At 59.8% G+C, this 23,442-nt stretch carries 26 protein-coding genes; 13 read left to right on the top strand and 13 right to left on the bottom strand.

Annotated elements, in window-relative coordinates; translation table 11 throughout:
* Positions 1-83: 83 nt before the first annotated feature.
* Positions 84-1,499 carry an amino acid permease gene (locus tag ACYZT6_RS06015; protein ID WP_462026132.1) on the bottom strand — a complete coding sequence of 472 codons (1,416 nt, stop codon included), beginning with the start codon at positions 1,497-1,499 and terminating at the stop codon, positions 84-86.
* Between the two features lie 931 nt (positions 1,500-2,430).
* On the opposite strand from ACYZT6_RS06015, the gene ACYZT6_RS06010 reads away from it, so the two are divergent.
* Positions 2,431-2,568, top strand: a complete 138-nt coding sequence (locus ACYZT6_RS06010; RefSeq protein ID WP_010461921.1) for a hypothetical protein — start codon at positions 2,431-2,433, stop codon at positions 2,566-2,568.
* A gap of 68 nt (positions 2,569-2,636) precedes the next feature.
* Entirely contained in the window at positions 2,637-3,602 is a 966-nt protein-coding gene (locus tag ACYZT6_RS06005) for a leucyl aminopeptidase (RefSeq protein ID WP_462026131.1), read from the top strand.
* A gap of 185 nt (positions 3,603-3,787) precedes the next feature.
* Here the strand turns inward: ACYZT6_RS06005 and rluB are convergent, their stop codons facing one another.
* The 6 genes from rluB to ACYZT6_RS05975 all read right to left on the bottom strand — a co-directional run bounded on the left by rluB (position 3,788) and on the right by ACYZT6_RS05975 (position 8,896).
* Positions 3,788-5,086, bottom strand: a complete 1,299-nt coding sequence (gene rluB / locus ACYZT6_RS06000; protein ID WP_008156114.1) for a 23S rRNA pseudouridine(2605) synthase RluB — start codon at positions 5,084-5,086, stop codon at positions 3,788-3,790.
* Between the two features lie 156 nt (positions 5,087-5,242).
* The gene (locus tag ACYZT6_RS05995) at positions 5,243-5,434 is read right to left on the bottom strand and encodes a DUF1289 domain-containing protein (RefSeq protein ID WP_461980217.1); all 192 of its coding nucleotides are present in this window, start codon (positions 5,432-5,434) and stop codon (positions 5,243-5,245) included.
* 147 nt (positions 5,435-5,581) lie between these two features.
* Positions 5,582-6,556 carry an SMC-Scp complex subunit ScpB gene (gene scpB, locus ACYZT6_RS05990; RefSeq protein WP_462026130.1) on the bottom strand — a complete coding sequence of 325 codons (975 nt, stop codon included), beginning with the start codon at positions 6,554-6,556 and terminating at the stop codon, positions 5,582-5,584.
* 11 nt (positions 6,557-6,567) lie between these two features.
* The gene (locus ACYZT6_RS05985) at positions 6,568-7,389 is read right to left on the bottom strand and encodes a segregation and condensation protein A (RefSeq protein ID WP_461957756.1); all 822 of its coding nucleotides are present in this window, start codon (positions 7,387-7,389) and stop codon (positions 6,568-6,570) included.
* On the bottom strand, positions 7,390-8,019 hold the full coding sequence (locus ACYZT6_RS05980; protein WP_462026129.1) for an L-threonylcarbamoyladenylate synthase: 630 nt from the start codon (positions 8,017-8,019) through the stop codon (positions 7,390-7,392).
* Positions 8,020-8,032: 13 nt separating this feature from the next.
* The gene (locus tag ACYZT6_RS05975) at positions 8,033-8,896 is read right to left on the bottom strand and encodes a PHP domain-containing protein (RefSeq protein ID WP_462026128.1); all 864 of its coding nucleotides are present in this window, start codon (positions 8,894-8,896) and stop codon (positions 8,033-8,035) included.
* An 87-nt stretch (positions 8,897-8,983) separates the two neighbouring features.
* Here ACYZT6_RS05975 and ACYZT6_RS05970 point away from each other — a divergent pair, with 87 nt between their 5' ends.
* The 6 genes from ACYZT6_RS05970 to ACYZT6_RS05945 all read left to right on the top strand — a co-directional run bounded on the left by ACYZT6_RS05970 (position 8,984) and on the right by ACYZT6_RS05945 (position 13,403).
* Complete coding sequence (locus tag ACYZT6_RS05970) at positions 8,984-9,580, top strand: septation protein A (RefSeq protein ID WP_462026127.1); 597 nt, start codon at positions 8,984-8,986, stop codon at positions 9,578-9,580.
* Position 9,581: 1 nt separating this feature from the next.
* Positions 9,582-9,881 carry a YciI family protein gene (locus ACYZT6_RS05965; RefSeq protein ID WP_008156126.1) on the top strand — a complete coding sequence of 100 codons (300 nt, stop codon included), beginning with the start codon at positions 9,582-9,584 and terminating at the stop codon, positions 9,879-9,881.
* 109 nt (positions 9,882-9,990) lie between these two features.
* Positions 9,991-10,404, top strand: a complete 414-nt coding sequence (locus ACYZT6_RS05960) for a translation initiation factor 2 (RefSeq protein ID WP_461957753.1) — start codon at positions 9,991-9,993, stop codon at positions 10,402-10,404.
* Between the two features lie 7 nt (positions 10,405-10,411).
* Positions 10,412-11,089 (top strand): response regulator transcription factor, encoded by a 678-nt coding sequence (locus ACYZT6_RS05955; protein WP_027922300.1) that lies wholly within the window; start codon positions 10,412-10,414, stop codon positions 11,087-11,089.
* A gap of 349 nt (positions 11,090-11,438) precedes the next feature.
* Positions 11,439-11,888: a Spy/CpxP family protein refolding chaperone gene (locus tag ACYZT6_RS05950; protein WP_462026126.1), complete on the top strand. Its 450-nt coding sequence runs from the start codon at positions 11,439-11,441 to the stop codon at positions 11,886-11,888.
* A gap of 174 nt (positions 11,889-12,062) precedes the next feature.
* On the top strand, positions 12,063-13,403 hold the full coding sequence (locus ACYZT6_RS05945) for a sensor histidine kinase (RefSeq protein ID WP_462026125.1): 1,341 nt from the start codon (positions 12,063-12,065) through the stop codon (positions 13,401-13,403).
* 100 nt (positions 13,404-13,503) lie between these two features.
* Here ACYZT6_RS05945 and ACYZT6_RS05940 read toward each other — a convergent pair whose 3' ends face one another.
* Positions 13,504-14,070, bottom strand: a complete 567-nt coding sequence (locus ACYZT6_RS05940) for a nitroreductase family protein (RefSeq protein WP_462026124.1) — start codon at positions 14,068-14,070, stop codon at positions 13,504-13,506.
* Between the two features lie 122 nt (positions 14,071-14,192).
* On the opposite strand from ACYZT6_RS05940, the gene ACYZT6_RS05935 reads away from it, so the two are divergent.
* Positions 14,193-15,647, top strand: a complete 1,455-nt coding sequence (locus tag ACYZT6_RS05935) for a TrkH family potassium uptake protein (RefSeq protein WP_462026123.1) — start codon at positions 14,193-14,195, stop codon at positions 15,645-15,647.
* Here the strand turns inward: ACYZT6_RS05935 and ACYZT6_RS05930 are convergent.
* Positions 15,604-16,665: an AraC family transcriptional regulator gene (locus tag ACYZT6_RS05930; RefSeq protein ID WP_462026122.1), complete on the bottom strand. Its 1,062-nt coding sequence runs from the start codon at positions 16,663-16,665 to the stop codon at positions 15,604-15,606. The two genes, ACYZT6_RS05935 and ACYZT6_RS05930, sit on opposite strands and share 44 nt — an antisense overlap.
* Before the next feature lie 163 nt (positions 16,666-16,828).
* Between ACYZT6_RS05930 and ACYZT6_RS05925 the strand changes: the two genes are divergently transcribed.
* On the top strand, positions 16,829-17,140 hold the full coding sequence (locus ACYZT6_RS05925) for an Mpo1-like protein (protein ID WP_131062531.1): 312 nt from the start codon (positions 16,829-16,831) through the stop codon (positions 17,138-17,140).
* A 99-nt stretch (positions 17,141-17,239) separates the two neighbouring features.
* Positions 17,240-17,830 (top strand): HD domain-containing protein, encoded by a 591-nt coding sequence (locus tag ACYZT6_RS05920; protein ID WP_462026121.1) that lies wholly within the window; start codon positions 17,240-17,242, stop codon positions 17,828-17,830.
* A 125-nt stretch (positions 17,831-17,955) separates the two neighbouring features.
* Here the strand turns inward: ACYZT6_RS05920 and ACYZT6_RS05915 are convergent, their stop codons facing one another.
* Positions 17,956-18,771 (bottom strand): UDP-2,3-diacylglucosamine diphosphatase, encoded by an 816-nt coding sequence (locus ACYZT6_RS05915; protein WP_461957746.1) that lies wholly within the window; start codon positions 18,769-18,771, stop codon positions 17,956-17,958.
* Positions 18,772-18,900: 129 nt separating this feature from the next.
* Between ACYZT6_RS05915 and ACYZT6_RS05910 the strand changes: the two genes are divergently transcribed.
* Together ACYZT6_RS05910 and ACYZT6_RS05905 are read left to right on the top strand one after the other, a co-directional pair.
* Entirely contained in the window at positions 18,901-19,665 is a 765-nt protein-coding gene (locus ACYZT6_RS05910) for a helix-turn-helix transcriptional regulator (protein ID WP_462026120.1), read from the top strand.
* A 222-nt stretch (positions 19,666-19,887) separates the two neighbouring features.
* Positions 19,888-20,778: a DMT family transporter gene (locus ACYZT6_RS05905; protein ID WP_462026119.1), complete on the top strand. Its 891-nt coding sequence runs from the start codon at positions 19,888-19,890 to the stop codon at positions 20,776-20,778.
* On the opposite strand, the gene ACYZT6_RS05900 is transcribed toward ACYZT6_RS05905, so the two are convergent.
* The 3 genes from ACYZT6_RS05900 to ACYZT6_RS05890 all read right to left on the bottom strand — a co-directional run bounded on the left by ACYZT6_RS05900 (position 20,772) and on the right by ACYZT6_RS05890 (position 23,416).
* Positions 20,772-21,059, bottom strand: a complete 288-nt coding sequence (locus tag ACYZT6_RS05900) for an Rdx family protein (protein WP_461957743.1) — start codon at positions 21,057-21,059, stop codon at positions 20,772-20,774. The two genes, ACYZT6_RS05905 and ACYZT6_RS05900, sit on opposite strands and share 7 nt — an antisense overlap.
* A gap of 45 nt (positions 21,060-21,104) precedes the next feature.
* Positions 21,105-22,853 (bottom strand): FimV/HubP family polar landmark protein, encoded by a 1,749-nt coding sequence (locus ACYZT6_RS05895; RefSeq protein WP_462026118.1) that lies wholly within the window; start codon positions 22,851-22,853, stop codon positions 21,105-21,107.
* Positions 22,854-22,981: 128 nt separating this feature from the next.
* Positions 22,982-23,416, bottom strand: coding sequence for a MarR family transcriptional regulator (locus ACYZT6_RS05890; protein ID WP_462026117.1), 435 nt, complete (start codon positions 23,414-23,416; stop codon positions 22,982-22,984).
* Positions 23,417-23,442: the final 26 nt, after the last annotated feature.

Below are 23,442 nucleotides of genomic sequence, written 5' to 3'. Positions count from 1 at the left end.
GCATCGCTCGCTCCTACAGGTTTTGCGTTGCTCACAAAAAAACCCGGCACATTGGCCGGGTTTGTTGTTTCTGCGTGCTGCGCTTATTTCGCGTTTGCCGCCTGCAACGCATGCTGAGCACTGCGCTTGTTTTTGATGCCGTAGCAAACCCACATGAACGCAACCCACACCGGAATCGCATACACCGAGATCTGGATGCCCGGGATCAACAGCATCACGCCGAGGATGAACACCACGAACGCCAGGCAGATGTAGTTCCCGTACGGGTACCACAGGGCCTTGAACAGCGGCGTTTGCCTGGTCTTGTCCATGTGCTGACGGAACTTGAAGTGCGAGAAGCTGATCATCGCCCAGTTGATCACCAGGGTGGCAACCACCAGCGACATCAACAACTCCAGCGCGTTCTGCGGGACGAGGTAGTTCAGCAACACTGCGATCAACGTCACCGCCGCCGACGCGAGGATCGAGCGCACCGGCACGCCGCGCTTGTCGATTTTCGCCAGAGCTTTCGGCGCGTCGCCCTGCTCGGCCATGCCCAGCAGCATGCGGCTGTTGCAGTAGGTGCCGCTGTTGTATACCGACAGCGCCGCGGTCAGGACCACGAAGTTGAGGATGTGCGCGGCGGTGTTGCTGCCAAGCATCGAGAACACTTGCACGAACGGGCTGCCGCTGTAGGAATCACCCGACGCGTTCAGGGTCGCCAACAGGCTGTCCCACGGCGTCAGCGACAGCAGAATGACCAGTGCACCGATGTAGAAAATCAGGATCCGGTAGATCACCTGGTTGATGGCTTTCGGGATCACGGTTTTCGGTTTGTCGGCTTCTGCTGCGGTGAAACCGAGCATCTCCAGGCCGCCGAAGGAGAACATGATGATCGCCATGGCCATCACCAGACCGCTGACACCGTTCGGGAAGAAGCCGCCGTGGGCCCACAGGTTGGTCACCGAGGCTTGCGGGCCGCCATGGCCGCTGACCAGCAGGTAACTGCCGAGCGCGATCATGCCGACGATCGCCACAACCTTGATGATCGCGAACCAGAACTCGGCTTCGCCAAAGACTTTGACGTTGGCCAGGTTGATCAGGTTGATCAAGACGAAGAAACCGGCGGCCGAGACCCAGGTCGGAATGTCCGGCGCCCAGTAGTGGATGTATTTGCCGACCGCGGTCAGCTCCGACATGCCCACCAGGATGTACAGAATCCAGCAGTTCCAGCCCGACAGGAAGCCGGCGAAACCGCCCCAGTATTTGTGGGCGAAGTGGCTGAAGGAACCGGCAACCGGCTCTTCGACAATCATTTCGCCGAGCTGGCGCATGATCATGAAAGCAATGAAGCCGCAGATGGCATAGCCGAGGATCATCGACGGGCCGGCTGATTTCAGCACGCCGGCCGAGCCCAGGAACAGCCCGGTACCGATCGCGCCACCGAGGGCGATCAGTTGAATATGGCGATTTTTCAGGCCGCGTTTCAGCTCGCCTGAATGCGAGGTTTGTCCACTCATGAAAAGGGTCTCACGCAAGGTTTGATGATGTTCGTTAGACGTAGCTGCTCGGTTGCGATTTCAAGCAGCGCCGATCAAACCCCAGAGAAGGCAAAAGGAGTTCAGCGTTTTTACAACGGTCATGCGTCACCTGTTTGTTTTTATCTGTGACGAAATCGAACCCGACACGCTTGTGGCGCGGCGGAGTGAACAAGGCGGATAGCCTTGAGGTTTGCGCAGATGCGCAGGAGGTCACAGTTAAAACGCGGCGCATTGTACACCTGTAACCCCCTGCTGCCAGACACCGCTGGATCAGCGCGTCGTTTGCCGGGATTGCCTGTGTCCGCCCCGAGGGTCTCGGGCGGCTGCAAAAATAGGGTCAGACCTTTGCGGGTCTTCGATAAGGACGACGGAAAAATCGCCCCTTGGGGAGAAGTGGAGATGAGTCACGGCGTACATTGCGCCTCCTTCTTGTTATGCACCTGCACGACAGGCATGGGGCGCATCTCACCCTTCCAGCGCCGCTGAAACAAGCGGGCCAGAGCGCTGCAGGGTCAGTGAATGGCATGTTTGCGGCAGGTTTTCCTTACACCCCTTCCGCAAGCGTCAATCCAAGGGCTTTCAGGCGCTATTCCGTCAGCTTTTCTTTACAAGCTGTAACGCATATTTTCCAAATCAGATCAATCCGTAGGACGACTGCAAATTGACGGTAGGAAGCTTCCTAAGGAAAAGGTCGAGTTAGTTTTTTGTTTTTTATCGATAAAAGCCTCGTTAAAAAACAGAATAAAAAGTTCAAATAAATCTAATTTGATTATCTTTTTGCAATTTAAAAACCTCTGGACTAGGTTTGCAGCGACTTGCCGAGACGCATCGACCGGCAAGTTGGCGGGTTATTCAATGACTGAAAAACGCGCCGCCGCACTTACCGAAAAAGTCATCTAGGAGATTCACAATGCAAGCACTTGAAAAAGACTTGGAAACTGAACTGCAACTGGACGATTGGTTTGAAGCACCGACCCATGAAGCCGCCGTTGAAATGATGCAAGCCGATGCGGTCGTTCCGTTCGGCACGGCGATGTGGCCGTTGTAAGACACCCCGGCAGGCATGATCCGGCCGGTTGTGCCTGCCACTTTTCTCGGTTTGTCAGGGAGGACTACATGGATAAGCAACGCGCCATTTCGCATTTCCTTTACTACCTCGAACACCACCCTGCCCTTGCCGGCATCAATCCGGCGAAGGTTTTGCTCGGCCACACCGCTGATTACGAGGCACTGACCGGCGCCATCGCCGAACAGGCCGGTGACAACCAGCCCTTCCGTTTCAGCGCCATGCGCCTGGACCTCGAACCCACCGAAAGGCTGGCCCAGGCAATTGCCGACAGCGATCTGTACATTTTCTTCTACGACTCTTCCACCCTGCCCAATCCTCGCCCCGACGGCCCGGAGTTTGTCCGCGCGCTGCAAGGCGTGATGGCCGAGAACTGGAAGAAGTCGCTGCTGTTCAAGGATTACGGCGATTACTTCTACGACACTTTCAGTGTTACCCCGCAGCGGATTGCTGGGCTGAACAGCCACTTGATCCAGCGCATGTCCCACGCGACAACGTTAAGTTTCAAAGATGATCACGGCTCGTGGTTCGAAACGCCGATGCATAGCATCAAGAAGTGGACCGACATCAACGGTGTCGGCAACTTTGATTTGGCGCCCGGTGAAATTGCGACGCACAGCGAAGCGATAAACGGCCAGGTGAAGTTCATGGGGACTTTCCTCAGCACCATTCCATTTGCCCGCAAGTACGGAGTGCTGGAGTCACCGCTGGAGTTGTGGATCGAGAACTCGACCATCCGCAAGATCGCCACAGATGTGCCGGGGCTGGAACATGACTTCAACAAGTACCTGGAGGCCAATCCGTCGAATCGGCGCATTGAGGAGTTGGGGATTGGCACCAACGAAGGCGTGAAGAGTTTGTATGCGCGCAATGCCGGGTTCGAGGAGCGCCATTGCGGGCTGCATTTGGGGTTGGGTGGTGGGGCCAAGGGCAGCCATCATCTGGACTTGATCTTCTCCAGTGGCGTGTTGGCGCTGGATGATGAGCCGGTGTTTGATGGGCGGTTTGTGTTTTAGCTCTGGGTTCTGTGGTGATGCAGCCGACGCCTTCGCGGGCAAGCCTCGCTCCTACAGGTACGGCGGCGCCCTTGTAGGAGCGAGGCTTGCCCGCGAAGGCGTCCGAACAATCACCACAGAGCCAAAGGCAGACCAAAAAAAAACGCCAACCCGAAGGTTGGCGTTTTTTATGGGGCGCTTACCGCTTACTCAGGCTTGCGACGACCAAAGCCCGGACGCTGGCCCGAACCGGCTGGCGCACCGCGACGTTTGCCCGATGGCGCGTCCTTGTCGACCAGCACGATGCCTGGACGCTTCTTCGCCGGAGCCTTGGCTGGGCGCTTGGTGTCGGAAGGACGGTCTGCCACTGGCGTACCGCGACCCGACTCACCACGAGACTCGCCACGACCGGCTGGAGCACCGCGATCGCTACGACCGCCGGACGGAGCACCACGGCCTTCGCCACGCTCGGTGCGACCGTTGGCCGGACGTGGCGTGCGTGGACCGCGCTCGCCATCAGCGCGTGGCGCTGCTGGTTTGCGGGCTGGGCGCTCGCCTTCGATATGCGGTTCACGAGTATCACGTGGAGTAGCCGCGGTCTGGTTGCCGATGGCTGGACGCAACGAACGCACGCGCTCGGTCTTGCCCATTGGACGCGACGATTTACGCTGCATGCGGTCGAGCTTGTCTTTGCTCTTGGCGTTCATCTGCGGCATGGCCACAGGCGTCAGGCCGACTTCAGCACTCAGAATGTCGACTTCGTACTGGCTCATTTCGCGCCAGCGCCCCATCGGCAAGTCGGAGTTGAGGAACACCGGACCGAAACGCACGCGCTTCAGACGGCTGACCACCAGGCCCTGGGATTCCCACAGACGACGAACTTCGCGGTTGCGACCTTCCATCACCACGCAGTGATACCAGTGGTTAAAACCTTCGCCACCTGGAGCCTGCTTGATGTCGGTGAACTTGGCCGGGCCGTCTTCGAGGACGACGCCTGCTTTCAGACGCTCGATCATTTCGTCATCGACTTCACCACGCACACGTACCGCGTATTCACGGTCCATCTCGTAGGACGGGTGCATCAGGCGGTTGGCCAGCTCACCGTCGGTGGTGAACATCAGCAATCCAGTGGTGTTGATGTCCAGACGACCGATGTTGATCCAGCGACCTTCTTTCGGGCGTGGCATCTTGTCGAACACGGTCGGACGGCCTTCCGGATCAAGGCGGGTGCAGATTTCGCCGTCCGGCTTGTTGTACATGATCACGCGGCGTACCGACTCGGCGGCTTCTTCGCGCTTGATCACCTTGCCATCAATGGTGATGGCGTCGTGCATGTCGACGCGCTGCCCGAGGGTGGCGTCTTTGCCATTGACCTTGATGCGGCCGTGGCTGATCCAGGCTTCTACGTCACGGCGCGAGCCGACGCCAATACGGGCGAGGACTTTCTGCAGTTTTTCGCCTGCTGGGCCGATTTCCTGGTCGTCTTTCTGGTCGTTGATACTCATCTGGGCACCTCCCGGTGTGGTCTGTTCAGGCGGCCCTGAATTGAGCGTCCTGAAGCGATGTAAATCTAGTCACTTGGCGTAGGGATCGCCGAAGGGTCGCGAATCATACGCTCATGGGAGCGTTTGCGCATCAGAGACTAGCTGATGATTGCCTGCTTATTTGCTTTTGCGCCGAACGGCGCCGCCGAGTTTGATCAACCGTAGCGAGGCTTCAGCCAGGACGGTGCGCTTGTCGGTCTTGTCGAGTTTCTTCCAGGCCTTGATCTCGCGCTTGCTGCGCCCGCAGCCGAGGCAGATGTCGTCGGTGAACTTGCAGACGCTGATGCAGGGGTCTTTGGTAGAACTCATCAAATACTCCAGCCAACACAAAACCCCTGTGGGAGCTAGCCTGCTAGCGATGAGGGAGTTTCAGTCGACATCATTGTTGCCTGACACTCCCTCATCGCTAGCAGGCTAGCTCCCACAGGGGGGCCTTCTTTGCCTACGGGATTTGGATCAGTCGTCGAATTCGCGGCGTTCGGCCTCGATCGCTTCGGCGAGGGCCCGGGCTTCGGCTTCTTCGTCGGTCAACTCGGGCTCGGGTTTCGGCTGTTCGAGCGCGGCGACGGCGGCCAGGAGTTTTTCGCGCGCTTCGGCCACACCCAGCACGTCATCTTCCAGCTCTTCTTCGACTGTGGCTTCGGGCTCGACCTGAAGTTCAACTTCGATCTCGGGCTCCGGCTGATCCAGCACCTCTTCAGATTCCACCACCGCGCTATCGCGCAGAATGTCATCAAAGTCAGTCTTGATCCCCTCCTCCATGGTGTCCAGTTCCAGCAACAGCGTATGGAAACTGGTTTCTTCCTTGGGCTCTTCCGGCTCGGCGCTGGCGTCCGCCAGTTCTTGCAGACTGGCCGGCACCGGTGCGTCGTCGAAGTCGAGTACCGGGTCAGGCTCCATCTCTCGCAGTTCTGCCAGGGGTGGCAAATCGTCGAGGTTTTTCAGGTTGAAGTGATCGAGAAACGCTTTGGTGGTGGCGAACATCGCCGGTTTGCCGGGCACATCGCGGTATCCGACGATGCGGATCCACTCGCGCTCCAGCAAGGTTTTGACGATGTGACTGTTGACCGCCACGCCCCGCACGTCTTCGATCTCGCCCCGGGTGATCGGCTGGCGATAGGCGATCAGGGCTATGGTTTCGAGCATGGCGCGCGAGTAGCGCTGCGGACGTTCTTCCCACAAACGGCCTACCCACGGCGAGAACTTTTCGCGGATCTGCAGGCGATACCCGGAGGCCACTTCCTTCAGCTCGAAGGCGCGGCCGTCGCAGGACTTGGCGAGAATCGTCAGGGCTTTCTTGAAGACCGGCGGTTCCGGCCGCTCGCCCTCTTCGAAGAGTTCGAACAGGCGTTCAAGCGATTGCGGTTTTCCCGAGGCCAACAGAAAGGCTTCAAGCAGTGGCGCCAGCTCGCGGGGTTCAGTCAGGTTCATGATTCAACTCGTTATTCGGCTCGGGCTCGCACGTGGATCGCCGCGAACGGCTCATTCTGCACCAGCTCGACCAAAGATTCCTTGACCAGTTCGAGGATCGCCATAAAGGTCACCACCACCCCCAGACGTCCCTCTTCAGCGGTGAACAGCTCGACAAAGGGCACGAAACCGCCGCCCTTGAGCCGTTCCAGCACATCGCTCATGCGTTCGCGGGTGGACAGCGCCTCGCGGCTGACCTGGTGGCTTTCGAACATGTCGCCACGGCGCAGGACCTCGGCCATCGACAGCAATATTTCCGAAAGTCGCACGTCCGGCAACAACTTGCGCGCCCGGGCTTCCGGGGCGTCGAGCTTGGGCACCACCACGTCGCGGCCGACCCGGCTCAGGCCATCGATACCTTCAGCGGCGGCCTTGAAACGCTCGTACTCCTGCAAGCGGCGGATCAGTTCGGCGCGCGGGTCGTCTTCTTCGTCTTCGATGGTTTCGGCGCGCGGCAGCAGCATCCGCGACTTGATCTCGGCCAGCATCGCCGCCATCACCAGGTACTCGGCGGCCAGCTCCAGGCGCACCGACTGCATCAACTCGACATAGCCCATGTACTGGCGGGTGATTTCCGCCACCGGGATGTCGAGGATGTTGATGTTCTGTTTGCGGATCAGGTACAGCAGCAGGTCGAGGGGCCCTTCGAAGGCTTCGAGGAACACCTCGAGCGCATCCGGCGGGATGTACAGGTCCAGCGGCATTTCCATGACCGCCTGGCCATAGACCATGGCGAAGGGCAGCTCTTGCTGGGCTCCGGCCTGACTGTCGACAACGGGTTCTACTGCAGACATCTACGCCTCGGCCATGAACGGCGCAGGATCGCCGCAACCAACGCGGATCACTTCCGGTTCGCCGTCGGCGAGGTTGATCACGGTGGACGCCTTGATCCCGCCGAAACCGCCGTCGATGATCAGGTCGACCTGATGCTCAAGCAACTGGCGCATTTCGTAAGGATCGCTCATCGGGTCGGTTTCGCCGGGCATGATCAGGGTCACGCTCATCAGCGGCTCGCCGAGTTCCTCCAGCAGCGCCAGGGCAATTGGATGGCTCGGCACCCGCAGGCCGATGGTGCGTTTTTTCGGGTGCAACAACAGCCGCGGGACTTCGCGGGTGGCATTGAGAATGAAGGTGTAAGGCCCCGGCAGGTGCGCTTTGAGCAGGCGGAAGGTGCCGGTGTCGATCTTGGCGAACAGCCCCAGTTGCGACAGGTCGCTGCAAATCAGGGCGAAGTTATGCTTGTCATCCAGTCCGCGCAAACGGCGTACGCGCTCCACGGCAACCTTGTCGCCGATCTGGCAACCAATGGCGTAGGACGAGTCTGTGGGATAAATCACCACCCCGCCTTTGCGGATGATCTCGACAGCCTGTTTGATCAGGCGCGCTTGCGGGTTTTCCGGATGAATCTGGAAAAATTGACTCACATTCTCTACCTGTTCAGACGACGGCAATAATTGGGTCATGTTTGAATCGACACCACAGTGGTGGCAGATCCTCCGGAAGCGGGCGGTATTCGCCGATCTCGGACCAGCCTCCAGGGCCATGAAAATCACTGCCGGCGCTGACCAGCAGACCGAACTCACGGGCAAGAATCGCCAGGCTGCCCACTTGCTCGGCGGGCTGATGGCCATTGACCACTTCAATGGCGTGGCCCCCGGCTTGAATATAGTCAGAAATCAGCCGGCGACGCTTGCTGCGAGTGAAATCGTAGTGCCACGGATGCGCCAGGCTGACCCAGGCCTTCGCAGCGCGAAGGGTTTCGACCGTGTCTTCCAGGGTCGGCCAGTGCTGCTTGACGTCGCCCAGCTTGCCGGCGCCCAGCCATTTACGGAACGCTTCGGCGCGATCCTTGACGAAACCTTCTCGCACCATCCAGTCGGCGAAGTGCGGACGGGCCGGCGCATTGCCGCTGTCGCCCAGCTCCTGCTGGACGGCCCGGGCACCTTCGAGCGCTCCCGGCATACCTTTCAACGCCAGCTTGCGGCTTATTTCTTCGGACCGTAACCAGCGTCCATCGTGCAATTTGGCGATTGCCTCGACCAACGGCGCAGCATTTACATCAAATCCGTAGCCGAGCACATGAATGGTCGCGCCGCCCCAGGTGCAGGACAATTCGACGCCATTGACCAGTTGCATCCCCAGCGCCGTCGCCGCATTGCGGGCCTCATCGAGGCCCTCGAGGGTGTCGTGATCGGTCAAGGCCAGGATTCGCACGCCTTTCTCGAACGCACGCGCCACCAGGACAGCAGGCGCGAGAGCGCCATCGGAGGCGGTGCTATGGCAGTGCAAATCGACATTCACGGGGATGTGTTACCTCAAATCAGCTGGCGCTATCGCGCGCCCATATGTTTGTTATTATGCCGCCACATCCTGCTTCTGGCTGCCACTGTGAAACAATTCATCGATTTCATCCCGCTCCTGCTGTTTTTCATCGTTTTCAAAATCGATCCACGGGTCGTCGACATCGGCGGTCATCAACTGACTGTAGGCGGTATTTACAGCGCCACCGCGATGCTGATCATCAGCTCCCTGGTGGTTTACGGCGCGCTGTTCATCAAGCAGCGCAAGCTGGAGAAGAGCCAGTGGCTGACCCTTATCGCCTGCCTGGTCTTCGGTAGCCTGACCCTGGCGTTCCACAGCGAGACCTTCCTGAAGTGGAAAGCACCGGTGGTCAACTGGCTGTTCGCCCTCGCGTTCATTGGCAGTCACTTCATCGGTGATCAACTGCTGATCAAGCGCATCATGGGCCACGCACTGACCCTGCCGGACCAGGTCTGGACGCGTCTGAACATCGCCTGGATCGGCTTTTTCCTGTTTTGCGGTGCCGCCAACCTGTTCGTCGCGTTCACGTTCCAGAGCTACTGGGTCGACTTCAAAGTCTTCGGCAGCCTGGGCATGACGCTGCTGTTCCTGGTCGCACAGGGCATTTATTTGTCCCGCCACCTGCACGACGCCGATACCACCACGCCAAAAACCGAGGACTGACATGCTTTACGCAATCATTGCCACAGACGTCGCCAACTCCCTGGAAGCCCGCCTGGCCGCACGGCCTGCCCACCTTGAGCGCCTGCAAGTGCTCAAGGGCGAAGGCCGTATCGTATTGGCCGGCCCGCACCCGGCGGTCGACAGCAATGATCCGGGCGCTGCAGGTTTCACCGGCAGCCTGATCGTCGCCGAGTTCGATTCCCTGAGCGCCGCCCAGGCCTGGGCCGATGCCGATCCGTACATCGCCGCAGGCGTCTACGCCAACGTTTCGGTCAAGCCGTTCAAGCAAGTCCTCCCGTAAATTCCCATTGCGCGGTGAACCTTGTCGGTTCATCGCGCGCTCAACGCTCATTATTCTCGTTCAGCGGCCGACAACCTGCCCAATACTCGTATTGGAATCAGGAGTGGCGATGCGCAAAGGTCCGTTGTGTCTGATGTTGGTGACGTTGTCGATGGTGGCCCCTGCCCATGGTGAAGAAAGCGCCGAGGGCGGCAGTTCGACGCCGCTGTCGCTGAGCGCCGGCAGCCAGATCACCGAGTTGCAGCAGCGCTTGAAGGCAAGTGAGCAGCAACGAGAAGAACTGAGCAAACAACTGCAAAATACCGATAGCGAACGCGAAAGCGCTCAGCTGAGCCGGTTGCGCCAAGAGAATCAGCGCCTCAAGCTGCAACTCAAGGAAGCCCAGGCCAGCAACCCGCTGCCGCGTCTGCTGACTGATCAGCAGCAATGGTTCGTAATCGGTGGCGGAGTTGCGCTATTGGCCCTGCTCTGCGGTATCTTCGCCAGTGGTGCCACCAGAAAACGTCGGCAATGGCTAAATTGAGTGAGTGATGAGCGAGCTGTTATTAATTGATGATGACCAGGAGCTGTGCGAGCTCCTGAGCAGTTGGCTGAGCCAGGAAGGCTTTCAGGTCCGTGCCTGTCACGATGGCCAGAGTGCTCGCCGTGCGCTGGCCGAAACCTCCCCTGCCGCCGTGGTGCTGGACGTGATGCTGCCGGACGGCAGCGGTCTGGAATTGCTCAAGCAATTGCGCAGCGACCATCCGGACCTGCCGGTGCTGATGCTTTCTGCGCGTGGCGAACCGCTGGACCGCATCCTCGGCCTGGAACTTGGCGCTGACGATTACCTGGCCAAGCCGTGCGACCCACGGGAACTGACAGCCCGTCTGCGCGCCGTATTGCGCCGCAGTCATCCGGCGGCGGTGTCCAGCCAGCTCGAACTGGGCGACCTGTGCTTCAGCCCGGTGCGCGGCGTGGTCAGCATCGACGAACAGGAATTTACCCTCACCGTCTCCGAAAGCCGCCTGCTTGAAGCCCTGCTCAAGCAACCCGGCGAGCCGCTGGACAAGCAGGAACTGGCGCAAATCGCCCTCGGCCGCAAGCTGACCCTGTACGACCGCAGCCTGGACATGCACGTCAGCAACCTGCGCAAAAAAATCGGCCCGCACCCCGACGGCCGCCCGCGCATCGTTGCCCTGCGTAGCCGCGGCTATTACTACAGCCTCTAATCCCCTGTAATTGGATGGACTCGCCCAAGCCGAGGCTGCGTTCGTCTCTGTAGCAGCTGTCGAGCCCTAGCGAGGCTGCGTTCGGCTGCGAAGCAGTCGTGAAATCAGACGATGCGTTTGTTCAGGTAAACCGCGTTTTCAGGTTTTACGACTGCTACGCAGCCGAACGCAGCCTCGCTGGGGCTCGACAGCTGCTACAACGGTCGTGTTTCGTCAGGGGTATGGATTTGTCAGTTCGGCCAGAACTCGTCTTTACCGAAGCTTTACGCTCCGCTGACCGCCGCTGACCTTGATCTCCGTAATCTGAACTCATCCGGAACGTACCGGGAACGAGACAAGGAGATTCACCATGCGCAAGACTCTTATCGCTCTGATGTTCGCTGCCGCCCTGCCGACCGTTGCCATGGCCATGCCTGAAGGTGCCGGCCCGATGGGTGGCTCGATGGACGGCTCGCGCCACGGCGGTCAGATGCACGGCATGCACGGCAAAGGTCCGTACAGCCAACTGGACCTGAGCCGCGAACAGCGCGAGCAGATCCGCAAAATCATGGGCGAGCAGATGCACGAGCGTAAGCAAGTGGTCGAGAAGTACCTGGAGAAACTCTCGCCGGCCGACCAGAAAGCCATGAAAGATGAAATGGCCGCCAACCACAAAAAAGCTGAAGCCGATGTCCGTGGCCTGCTGAAACCGGATCAACAGAAGAAATTCGACGAGATCCAGAAGAAGAAGGCTGAGCGACGCGCCGAATGGGCCGAGTTCAAGGCGTGGAAAGCGCAACAACCGCAAAAAGCGCAATAATGCGTTAACCCCGGACCCGACGGCTAACCCCGTTGGGTCTGTCTCCACCCAGTTCATTGTGGGAGCGAGCCTGCTCGCGATGGCGTCCTTTCAGTCACGTTGATGTTGAATGTGCCGACGCTATCGCGAGCAGGCTCGCTCCCACATTAATTTGTGTCTGTCTGAGGATTTTCTGTGCGCTCATTGTTCTGGCGTATCCTGGCCAGCTTCTGGCTGGCCATCGCTCTGGTTGCAGGGCTTTCGATTCTGCTCGGGCATATGCTCAACCAGGACGCGTGGATTCTCAGTCGCCACCCGGGCCTCAACAACCTGGCCGAACAGTGGACGCAAACCTACGAAGCCCAGGGTGAGGAAGCGGCCCAGGACATTCTGGAACAGCGCAAGCGCCAGTATCACATCGACGTTCAGGTGCTCAACGAAAGCGGCGACCCGGTGGTACGCGGCACCTTCCCCCGGCGTGCGGCAGCCTTCGAAGCGCGGCAGAACAACGACGATCGCCGCCTGCCGTGGCGGCGTCTGACCGCGGAATACACCAGCGAGAAAACCGGCGATACCTACCTGCTGATCTATCGTATTGCGCACCCGGAACTGGACTCATGGCACCGTGAAAGCCTGCTCTGGCCGTTGAGCGCGCTGGGCATTGCGCTGGTGGTGCTGACCCTGTTCAGCCTGTTTGTGACCCTGTCTATCACCCGACCGCTGAACCGCTTGCGCGGCGCGGTGCATGACCTAGGGCAAACCACCTATCAGCAGAACAGCCTGGTGAAACTGGCCAACCGTCGCGACGAATTTGGTGTGCTGGCCAACGATTTCAACCGCATGGGCGCGCGTCTGCAAAGTCTGATCGGCAGCCAGCGGCAATTGCTGCGCGACGTGTCCCATGAACTGCGTTCACCGCTGGCGCGACTGCGCATTGCCTTGGCGCTGGCCGAACGTGCCACTCCCGAAGAACGGGAAAAACTCGCGCCACGCTTGACCCGTGAGTGCGATCGACTCGAAGCGCTGATCAGCGAAATCCTGGTGCTGGCGCGGGTCGATGCCGACAACGCCAGCGCTGAAGACGTGGATCTGAACGCGTTGCTCAATACGTTGCAAAAGGATGCGCAATTGGGTTCGCCGGAGCAGATCGTTCACCTCGACGCAGAACCGCAACTGAACCTCAAAGGCTGGCCAACGATGATCGAGCGTGCCGTCGACAATCTGCTGCGCAACGCGCAGCGATTCAACCCGCAGGGGCAGTCGATTGAAATGCAGGCGGTGCGCCAGGGTGAGCGGATTGTGGTCATCGTCAGGGACCATGGGCCCGGTGTCGACGCCGAGCATTTGACTCAACTGGGTGAGCCGTTCTATCGGGCGCCGGGGCAGACCGCGGCCGGGCATGGCTTGGGATTGGCCATTGCGCGGCGCGCGGCAGAACGCCATGGCGGGAGTCTGGTGCTGGCGAATCACCCGCAGGGCGGGTTCATCGCCAGCCTTGAATTACCGCTGGTGCCTGGGGCTGTTGTTCAGCCTTAAAAGCTTCGCGGGCAAGCCTCGCTCCTACAGGTTTTATGCCGATCAGGTGGCACGACGTATAACCCTGTAGGAGCGAGGCTTGCCCGCGAAGCATTTGATCTTAAGGTTTAGAGGGCCAGGCGCTGACGAATTCAGCCAGGTCAACCTTCTCCGCCACGCGCGGCACTTTCTGCGGCGTTCCGAGGTACAGGAAGGCAATCACCTCCTCCCCCTCCGCCAGCCCCAACCCCTTGGCCACATGTGCCGAATAGGCCAGCTCACCCGTGCGCCACACCGCGCCAATGCCTTGCGCGTAAGCAGCCAGCAGAATCCCGTGAGCCGCACACCCTGCCGCCAGCAATTGCTCGGATTTCGGGTATTTGACGTGGTCCTGCAACCGCGCAATCACCACAACCACCAGCGGCGCGCGCAGTGGACCGTTACGCGCCTTGTCCAGCGCTGCCTCGGACACTTCGCTGTCTTGCAGTTTCGCCGCTTCGGCCAGCAACTCGCCCATTTGCTCGCGCGCTGCACCTTCGACTGTCAGGAAGCGCCAAGGCTGCAAGTGGCCGTGGTCCGGCGCACGCATTGCGGCAGAAAACAGCACTTCGCGCTGCGCTGCGGTGGGGGCCGGTTCGAGCAGTCGTGGAACGGAAACACGGTTGAGCAAAGCGTCGAGAGCCTGCATCGGCCACCTCCTGAAAAATGTGTTTGGCTATTCTAGCGGTAACCACCTCAGGAGTGCCGGTTTACATAGCAACGCCCACGGGTAGAATGGCGCCCTTCCTACTTTCAGCCAGAGCGGACTTCATGGCGTTGCCGACCTTACGTCTCATTGGTTTCATCATCGGCCTCTTCCTGATCACGCTGGCCATCGCCATGGTCGTGCCCATGGCGACGCTGGTGATTTTCGAACGCACGGGCGATCTGCCGTCGTTCCTCTGGGCGAGCATGATCACCTTTGTCGCCGGCCTCGCGCTGGTCATCCCCGGTCGCCCGGAACACGTTCACCTGCGTCCGCGAGACATGTACCTGCTGACCGTCAGCAGCTGGCTGGTGGTGTGCATTTTCGCCGCGCTGCCGTTTCTGCTGACCCAGCACATCAGCTACACCGACTCGTTCTTCGAAAGCATGTCCGGCATCACCGCCACCGGGGCGACGGTGCTCACCGGCCTGGACACCATGTCCCCCGGCATCCTGATGTGGCGTTCATTGCTGCACTGGATCGGCGGTATTGGCTTTATCGGCATGGCGGTAGCGATTCTGCCACTGCTGCGCATCGGTGGCATGCGACTGTTTCAGACCGAGTCGTCGGACCGTTCTGAAAAAGTCATGCCCCGTTCGCACATGGTGGCGCGTTTGATCGTTGCGGCCTACGTCGGCATCACCATTTTCGGCAGCCTGGCATTCTGGTGGGCCGGGATGAGCCTGTTCGATGCAATCAACCACGCGATGTCGGCGATCTCCACCGGAGGTTTTTCAACGTCCGACCAGTCTCTGGCCAAGTGGCCGGAGCCTGCAGTGCATTGGGTGGCGATCGTCATCATGATTCTTGGTGCCCTGCCGTTCACCCTCTATGTAGCGACCTTGCGCGGTAACCGCAGGGCCCTTATCAAGGATCAGCAGGTTCAAGGTTTGCTTGGCATGTTGCTGGTGACCTGGCTGGTGCTCGGCACTTGGTACTGGTGGACCACCCAACTGCATTGGCTCGATGCGTTGCGGCATGTAGCGCTGAACGTGACCTCGGTCGTCACGACGACAGGATTTGCACTGGGGGACTACAGCCTGTGGGGAAATTTCTCACTGATGCTGTTTTTCTATCTGGGGTTTGTCGGGGGCTGCTCGGGTTCGACGGCCGGCGGGATCAAGATTTTCCGCTTCCAGGTCGCCTACATCCTGCTCAAGGCCAACCTTAACCAATTGATTCACCCGCGCGCGGTGATCAAGCAGAAGTACAACGGCCACCGTCTTGACGAAGAGATCGTGCGTTCGATCCTGACCTTTTCGTTCTTCTTCGCCATCACCATCTGCGTGATTGCGTTGTTGCTGTCGCTGCTCGGCGTGGACTGGATGACCGCCCTGACCGGCGCCGCCAGCACCGTGTCCGGTGTCGGTCCGGGCCTGGGCGAGACCATCGGCCCGGCGGGCAACTTCGCTACCCTGCCGGACGCCGCCAAGTGGATTCTCTCGTTCGGCATGCTGCTGGGCCGACTGGAGATCATTACGGTGTTTGTTCTGTGTATTCCTGCTTTCTGGCGGCACTGACAACCGCAGGCGTTTCCAACAACCGCGCCCGGTACTCGCCGGGCGTCGAGTCGAACCAGCGCCTGAAGGCGCGGAAGAAGTTGCTCGGATCGGCAAATCCCAACAGGTAGGCAATCTCCAGCAAGGTCATGCTGGGCTGCGCCAGGTATTGCTCGGCCAGCTCACGTCGCGTGTCATCCAGCAACGTTTGAAAACTCGTGCCTTCTTCCTGCAAGCGTCGCTGCAAGGTGCGCTGCGACAAGTGCAGGGTCTGCGCCACCGTCTCGCGTTTGGGCTCGCCCTGGGGCAGCAAACGGCACAGCACCTGCCGCGCCTTGTGGGTCACGCGGCTCTCGGAAAACCGCGCCAGGTATTCGCCGGCAAACCGGTCATGCAACAGCGCCATCGCCTCGTTGGCCGTCGGCAGCGGAGCCTCCATGTCGGCACGTTCGAAGATCAGGGCGTCGTAAGGTGCGTTGAACACCAGCGGCGCGTGGAAGGCCAGTTTGTAAGGTTCGAGATCGGCGGGCTGATCGCCCTCCAACAGCACTTTGCGCGGTTGCAGGGTGCGACCGGTCAACCAGCCGCACAGCGCCAGCGCACAAGCCAGCGACGCTTCGGCGCTCTGTCGGGTCGGAGGCAAGTGATCGCCATGCACCGTCAGAATCAGCGCATAACCTTCATCCAGCAGTCGGAAACTCAGGTCAGCACTTTCGGCAATGATCCGCTGATAACGCACCAGTCTCTGAAAGCCTTCGGCCAGGGTCTGGCTGGACATCAGGGCGTAGCCGGCCACATGGAAGGAGGCCGGTCGCACCACCTTGCCCATGTTCAGGCCAATCGCCGGGTTGCCGGACAGCTCGACCGCTTGCTGCCACAGTCGTGTCATGGAATCTTGCGGGAAGCGCGCATCCGGATCGTCCAGTGACGCGTAGTCGAGCCCCAGCTGCTTGAACAGAACCCGGCAATCCAGGCCGTCCATCTCCAGTGCTTTGACAATCCCCATCGCCCAGCTTGCAGAAGTCGTTCGTTCGCTCATGGCGTCTACTTACTATTTTGTGAGCCGTCTACCGCGGCAAATTTGCGAAGGATACTAAAGTGGCGCCTATTGTCACTGGCTGATGCCAATGATCACTCTAGACTTAAATAGGCTACCCGCCGAACAACTTGCAATCAGAACAACAAGCACAGAGATCGCAGTCGTGGAAAACATCAGACGTTTCAACAGTTTCGCTGAGTTTTACCCTTATTACCTCAGTGAACACAGCAACAGCACCTGTCGACGATTGCATTTTGTCGGTACCAGCCTGGTCATCTTCATCCTGGCGCTGACCATCGGCAAAGGCGCCTGGTTGATGTTGCTGGCCTTGCCGCTGGCGGGTTACAGCTTCGCCTGGATCGGGCATTTCTTCTTCGAGAAGAACCGTCCTGCCACGTTCCAGCATCCTCTTTATAGCCTGCTCGGCGACTTTGTCATGTACCGCGACATGATTCTGGGTCGCGTGCCGTTCTAGGCTCCATTGGCCACAAATGCGTCCAAAGTCGCCAGTGCGATGTTGGATCCAAGTCCTACACTCAAGACATCCCTTTCGATTAGAACAAGAGGATAGCTGATGAACGCCAACGCACGATTCACCCACATGCAGGATGGCACGCAGGAAGACTGGGCGATCATCGCCGCAGACTTCAGTGCCTACGCCAGGCAGTTGCCGTCACGAATTGTGGCGCACCTGAAATTGCTGGAGGGTGATTTTGGCGGCTTCCCGGTGGATCGACTGACCCACTCCTTGCAGACCGCCAGCCGTGCCTGGCGCGATGGCCGTGATGAAGAATATGTGGTCTGCGCGCTGCTACACGACATCGGCGACACGCTGGGTTCCTACAACCACCCGGACATTGCCGCGGCGATCCTCAAGCCGTTCGTCAGTGCCGAGAATCTGTGGATGGTGGAGAAGCACGGGATATTCCAGGGGTATTACTTCTTTCATCACCTGGGGATGGATCGGCATTTGCGCGAGCAATTCAGCGGGCATCCGCAGTATCAGGCGACCATCGAGTTCTGTGCCAAATACGATGCGGCGGCGTTTGATCCGGCTTACGAGACGTTACCGTTGAGTTTCTTTGAGCCGATGATGGAGCGGTTGTTTGCGCATCCGAAGCATTCGATCTACAAGGCGGCGATGGCAGAACATTCGCCAGCCTGACAGATCCGGAGTGTCTGGGCGGGCCTCTTCGCGGGCAAGCCTCGCTCCTACAGATTTCGCAGTGTTTAAAAGTTATGGGGTAATCCAGTAGGAGCGAGGCTTGCCCGCGAAGGCGTCGGACCTGCCTACGCCGGCTCTGCGATTTTAATGGCCTTCAACTCAGCCTCCCGCGCCTGGGCATCCGCCAACCGGTACAACTCGATCGACCCGTCCCAATGCTCGATCAACGCCGTGCACGACTCCACCCAATCCCCGCAATTGAGGTAATCCACCCCGCCGACCTTGCGAATCTCGGCATGGTGGATGTGCCCGCACACCACCCCATGCAACTCGCGCTTGACGCACTCGTGGGCGATAGCCTCTTCAAAATCACTGATGAAGCTGACCGCCGTTTTCACCTTGTGCTTGAGGTAGGCCGACAACGACCAGTAGCCGTAGCCATAACGGGCGCGCCAGTGATTCAGCCAGCGGTTGAGGGTCAGAGTGAACTCGTAGGCCGAGTCGCCGAGAAAGGCCAGCCAGCGGTGATACCGGGTGATCACGTCGAACTGATCGCCATGAATCACCAGCAGATGCCGGCCATCGGCGGTCACGTGTACTGCTTCGTCCACCAGTTGGATATTGCCCAGAATCAGCTTCGAATAGCGCCGCAGGAATTCGTCGTGATTACCGGTGACGTAGATCACCTCGGTGCCGCGCTTGCTCATGGTCAGCAGGCGGCGAATCACGTTGGTGTGCGCCTGAGGCCAGTACATGCCGCTGCGCAGTTTCCAGCCGTCGATGATGTCGCCCACCAGGTAGACCTTGTCCGCGTGGTAGCCCTTGAGGAACTGCGACAAGTGTTCGGCCTGGCAGTCCCGGGTGCCCAAATGCACATCGGAAATCCACAAGGTCCGCACACGTTGCTTACGGCTGGGTTTGGCGAGCTCGGCGCTGGTCATGGACAACCCTCTGGGCAAGTTTTGGCAACTTTGCCTCAATCCGGTTAATTGCCCATGACAACCGCGAGTCAGTCCTGTGACAACGCCCGGCCGGTGTAGACTGGCCGCATCTTGACCAGGAGACCTGCGATGAGACCGATCCTCACGCTGCGCCAATACACCAAGGACCTGATCGTCCACAGCCACGACCACGCGCAACTGGTGTTCGGGCTGTCGGGTGCGCTGGACTTCGAGGTGGGCGGGCAAGGCAGTCAGGTGATTCAGCAGAGTTTCGTGGTGGTGCCGTCGGGTTTCCACCACGCTTGCGGCAGCAGCAATGGCAGCCGTTGCCTGGTACTGGATGTGCCGAGCGATCAATGGGTTTCGCAGTCCCTTGGCGATCACGCCGACGCCAGCCGCCGGTTGCTCGACAACGCCGGTCGCTTGCCGCTGGATGCCGGACAAAGCCAATTGGTCAGTTGGCTGGCGGGCAGCCAGGTCAGTGACCCGTTGATTGCCCAGCAAGGCGCGGTGCTGTTATTGGCCAGCCTCAATAACGCCAAGCCTGAGGTGGTCGGGGGGCGGCGTCTGCCGTACGCGGCGCTGAATGCGCACATCGATCAGTACGCGGCTTATCCGCTGCAAGTCGCCGATCTGGCACGCGTTGCCGGGCTGTCCGGCGCCCGGTTGCATGCGCGGTTTGTCGCTGAGTGCGGGCAGACGCCGATGGATTACATCCGCAGTCGGCGGCTGCATAGTGCGGTGGGACTGCTGCGCGATTCACCCTTGCCGATCGGCGAGATTGCCAGTCGGGTCGGTTACAGTTCTCAGAGTGCATTTGCCGCGGCGGTGCTGCGTGAGTTTGGTACGACCCCGGGCAAACTGCGGCGCGAGGCTGGCGACAAAAGTCGATAGTTTGCCGACAGACTCGCTGGCGTGTATGCGGTCAAATGTGTAGCAGCTGGCGAAGCCTGCGTTCGGCTGCGTAGCAGTCGTAAACCCTGAATCCCGGATTTAACTGAAAGACCGCGTTGCCTGATTTTACGACTGCTCCGCAGCCGAACGCAGGCTTCGCCAGCTGCTACAGGGGCGGTGGTGTCTGTCGTCCCGCGTCAATCCAGCAAATCAAGGAATGCAATGACTCCCCGTACCGCCCTTGGCGCCCTGCATATCGGCGCACTGATGTTTGGCCTGACCGGTGTGTTCGGCAAACTCGCTGCCGCCTCGCCCGCCGTCATCGTTTTTGGCCGGGCTGCATTTGCCGTCCTCGCCCTGGCGGTGTTCGCGCGGTTCGCCAGCAATACGCGCTGGCAGAAACTCGAAGCGGTGGACTGGCGCCGCCTGCTGCTCAGCGGTTTGTTGCTGGCCGGGCATTGGGTGAGTTTTTTCATTGCGGTGAAAGTGGCCGGTGTGGCAATCGCAACCCTGGGTTTCGCCAGCTTCCCGGCGTTTACCGTGATCCTCGAAGGGCTGATATTCCGTGAGCGGATCCGCGCCAATGAAATTCTGTTGGTGGTGCTGGTGAGTGTCGGGCTGGTGCTGGTCACGCCTGACTTCGATCTGGCGAGTGGCGCCACCACTGGCCTGCTCTGGGCAGTCGGTTCAGGTTTGCTGTTCGCCCTGCTGTCGCTGACCAACCGCGCCAGCTCCGGAAGAATCCCGCCGGTGCAAGCTGCGCTGTGTCAGAACGTGGTGGTCGGGTTGTGCCTGCTGCCAATGGCGGCGCCGCAGTTGAGCGAAGTCCGCGCCATCGACTGGCTGTGGATCGGTTTGCTCGGGGTGTTCTGCACCGGCGTCGCTCACAGCTTGTTTGTCGCCAGCCTGGCGGTGATCAAGGCGCGCACGGCCGCCGTGGTGTTCGCCCTGGAGCCGGTGTACGGCATCACCATGGCCTGGCTGTTGTTCGATGAAAACCCGACGCTGCGCATGTTGATCGGCGGCGCATTGATCATCGTCGCAATCGTGGTCTCCAGCAGACTGTCCGGTTCAAGCAAAAAGACCGTGGCAGCCGAAGCCGCGTCTCACTGAGTGCGGTCGTTGTGGCCGAGGTCGCGGTCAGGGTCGATCTGATCGCGGACCCGCTGCTTGAGCACCTTGGCCTCCGGGAAACCGCCGTCGGCCTTGCGCTCCCAGATCTGCACATCGTCACAGAAAATATGGAAAACCCCACCGGTGCCGGGCACCAGCGACACCTTGCCCAGGTCGTCGCCAAAGGTGCTGAGCAGTTCCTGGGCCAGCCAGGCCGCACGCAACAGCCACTGGCATTGCGTGCAATAGGTGATGATGATTTCCGGTTTGCGCGTGGTCATGATGGGCAAAACTCCTGAGCCTGAGGGCGCCGCTATAGTAGAGGCTCAGCGGATTCCGGCCAACAGGCTCCGGGCGGTCTGCTTGAGCGGCTCATCGCCTTCCTTCAGCAACTCGTTGAGCAGTTCGATGGCGTTGTCCAGATCGCCGTCATCGATGCAGGTTTGGGCTTGTTCCAGTTTGTCGGCGCTGGTTGACTCGGCCGGCTCCAGGCTAAGGGGTTCAAGTTCCAGCGTAGGGCCGGCATCGCTGAATTCGTCGAGAAAGTCGTCATCCAGTGACTGGGAATCCGGTTCTGCAACCCACTCAAGCTCCGGTTCGTCCAACGTCGGCTCTTCAGACACCTCGATTACATGGGGCAACACGTGCAGGTTTGAGGTGAACGCGGGCTCTACAGCTTTAGGTGATTCGTCTGAAGATTTAGCCTTGTCGAAAGGGCTGACCAGGTCCCAGCTGGAGTCCATGGATAGGTCATCCAGGTTCAACTGGAACTCGTCGGCAGGTGCTGCTTCTTGCACGGGGGTAATGACTGCTGCGGCTGCAATCGGTGCCGCATTGCTCAGTTTCGGGTGGCGGGCACGGATGTCCTGAAGCTTCTGTACGTCGAACCCATCGTCACGCAGGCTTTTTTCCTGTGCGTCATAGGCCGGTACGTCGCCTTGTTTACCCAGGACTTCCAGCAGTTGCATGGCCAGATCCGTGCGCTGCGGTTCCTTGGCCAACGCTTCTCGCAACAAGCCGACTGCTTCGGAAAAACGGCCATAGGCCAGGTAAATACCGACCCCTTCCAGCACATCGCCCGTTGGCGTTTCTTCACCATGTTCGGCAACGGCTTTCATTATGGGTTGTTGCACCGACGGTCGCGCCGGACGATCAAGCATCGGCTCCTGTCGCGCAGGTGCAACGGGCGAAGACTCAGGCAATGCCTGAAGCTGCTGTCGTTGACGTCGAACAAACAGCCCCAGCAGCACCAAAGCGATCAGCGCCAGTAAGCCGATGATCAGCGGCCAATGGCTAGCTTCGGGTTCTTCAACGACGACGGGGGCAGGCGTTACCGCTACCGGCGGCGGCTGTTCGACCTCCGCCAGTTGGGTTTGCAGCTCGGTCACCTGTTTTTTCTGGCCAGCGATCTGCTCGTCCTGTACCTGAAGCTTCGTATTCAGCTCATCGATGGTTTTTTGCAGCTGCTGGTTTTGCAGCACGCTGGCGGCCAGTTGTTCGGCAACAGGATCGGGCACAGGCGCAGCAGGCTGAACGGCGGCAGGCGCTGGCGCGGGTTTCTTCGCCGCGGGTGCCGGTGCAGTGGCCGGTTTGACACTCGGGAATGGAGAGTTTTGTGGGCTGGCGACGGGTTCGTCATCGACCGGTACGATCCCCGGTGAACCCGGTGGATCGATCAGCACCGTGTACTCGCGCAGCAAACGGCCGTTGGGCTGATTGAGCTGCACCAGGAAATTCAGGAAGGGTTCATTGACCGGTTTGTTGGAGGTCACCCGGATCAGGCTGCGGTTGCCCCGCAGGACCGGCGTGAACTTCAGGTCGTTGAGGAAGAACACCCGATCGACGCCGGAGCGGGTGAATTCTTCCGCCGTCGCCAGGCTGACCGAGAGCTCGCCCTCCTCCAGCCCACCGACATCCTGCAAGGCGATGTCGGCACGCAACGGCTGATTCAACGCGGAATGAAGGGTAATCTCGCCCAATCCCAGCGCAGGGGCCAATGCCGAGTAAGTGACAGCACCACCGACCAGTAGCAGCCTGGCGCAACACCGCAATACAACGTGCCAACTCTCGAGCATGAGCATCCCTTAGATAACCAGAACCAACTTGTACGCGTTCGCACATCCGGTACGAACACGATATTGCCTAGTAGTTCTTTATAGTCTGCCCAACGGGGTATCTCAAAAAGCTGACGCGCGGTTATGCCTCAAGATTTTTCCAGGTTAGCCAGAATGTGCCCGTGGACACGCATGCAGATCTTTAAATCCGCCTCGTCGACGCCGTCGAACAGTTCGCGGCGCAGTTGATGGGCAATGGTTTCAATTTGTTCGATCAGAGGACGGGCCGGGGCACAGAGGACGATTTTTTTCGCCCGGCGGTCTTCCAGCACCGATTGGCGCTGGACCAGGCCCTGGGTTTCCAGGCTGTCGAGCAACCGGGCCAGGGTCGGCCCTTCGACGCCGACGCTTTGCGCCAGTTCACGTTGGGTCGGTGCTTCTTCAAAGCGCGCCAGGTGCAGCAGCACCAGCCAGCGTGCCTGGGACAGACCCAGGCCAGCCAGACGGCGATCCAGTTCGGCACGCCAGCCGCGGGACATCTGGGCCAGTTGCATGCCAAAACGGTGTTGATCGGTTAACGGCATAAAACACTCATGATTAGACTGAAATA

Source organism: Pseudomonas sp. RT6P73, from assembly GCF_054897715.1.
Note: the sequence above shows the minus strand (reverse complement) of the source record. Positions and strands in the feature narration are given on the sequence as shown.

Coding starts and splice junctions, on each gene's coding strand:
- ACYZT6_RS05940 (WP_462026124.1), bottom strand. CDS start 14,070: ATGCAGGCTCTCGACGCTTTGCTCAACCGTGTTTCCGTTCCACGACTG.
- ACYZT6_RS05935 (WP_462026123.1), top strand. CDS start 14,193: ATGGCGTTGCCGACCTTACGTCTCATTGGTTTCATCATCGGCCTCTTC.
- ACYZT6_RS06005 (WP_462026131.1), top strand. CDS start 2,637: ATGGATAAGCAACGCGCCATTTCGCATTTCCTTTACTACCTCGAACAC.
- ACYZT6_RS06015 (WP_462026132.1), bottom strand. CDS start 1,499: ATGAGTGGACAAACCTCGCATTCAGGCGAGCTGAAACGCGGCCTGAAA.
- ACYZT6_RS05950 (WP_462026126.1), top strand. CDS start 11,439: ATGCGCAAGACTCTTATCGCTCTGATGTTCGCTGCCGCCCTGCCGACC.
- ACYZT6_RS05965 (WP_008156126.1), top strand. CDS start 9,582: ATGCTTTACGCAATCATTGCCACAGACGTCGCCAACTCCCTGGAAGCC.
- ACYZT6_RS05985 (WP_461957756.1), bottom strand. CDS start 7,389: ATGTCTGCAGTAGAACCCGTTGTCGACAGTCAGGCCGGAGCCCAGCAA.
- ACYZT6_RS05995 (WP_461980217.1), bottom strand. CDS start 5,434: ATGAGTTCTACCAAAGACCCCTGCATCAGCGTCTGCAAGTTCACCGAC.
- ACYZT6_RS05900 (WP_461957743.1), bottom strand. CDS start 21,059: ATGACCACGCGCAAACCGGAAATCATCATCACCTATTGCACGCAATGC.
- ACYZT6_RS05930 (WP_462026122.1), bottom strand. CDS start 16,665: ATGAGCGAACGAACGACTTCTGCAAGCTGGGCGATGGGGATTGTCAAA.
- ACYZT6_RS05905 (WP_462026119.1), top strand. CDS start 19,888: ATGACTCCCCGTACCGCCCTTGGCGCCCTGCATATCGGCGCACTGATG.
- ACYZT6_RS05890 (WP_462026117.1), bottom strand. CDS start 23,416: ATGCCGTTAACCGATCAACACCGTTTTGGCATGCAACTGGCCCAGATG.
- scpB (WP_462026130.1), bottom strand. CDS start 6,556: ATGAACCTGACTGAACCCCGCGAGCTGGCGCCACTGCTTGAAGCCTTT.
- ACYZT6_RS05910 (WP_462026120.1), top strand. CDS start 18,901: ATGAGACCGATCCTCACGCTGCGCCAATACACCAAGGACCTGATCGTC.
- ACYZT6_RS06010 (WP_010461921.1), top strand. CDS start 2,431: ATGCAAGCACTTGAAAAAGACTTGGAAACTGAACTGCAACTGGACGAT.
- rluB (WP_008156114.1), bottom strand. CDS start 5,086: ATGAGTATCAACGACCAGAAAGACGACCAGGAAATCGGCCCAGCAGGC.
- ACYZT6_RS05955 (WP_027922300.1), top strand. CDS start 10,412: ATGAGCGAGCTGTTATTAATTGATGATGACCAGGAGCTGTGCGAGCTC.
- ACYZT6_RS05960 (WP_461957753.1), top strand. CDS start 9,991: ATGCGCAAAGGTCCGTTGTGTCTGATGTTGGTGACGTTGTCGATGGTG.
- ACYZT6_RS05920 (WP_462026121.1), top strand. CDS start 17,240: ATGAACGCCAACGCACGATTCACCCACATGCAGGATGGCACGCAGGAA.
- ACYZT6_RS05915 (WP_461957746.1), bottom strand. CDS start 18,771: ATGACCAGCGCCGAGCTCGCCAAACCCAGCCGTAAGCAACGTGTGCGG.
- ACYZT6_RS05895 (WP_462026118.1), bottom strand. CDS start 22,853: ATGCTCGAGAGTTGGCACGTTGTATTGCGGTGTTGCGCCAGGCTGCTA.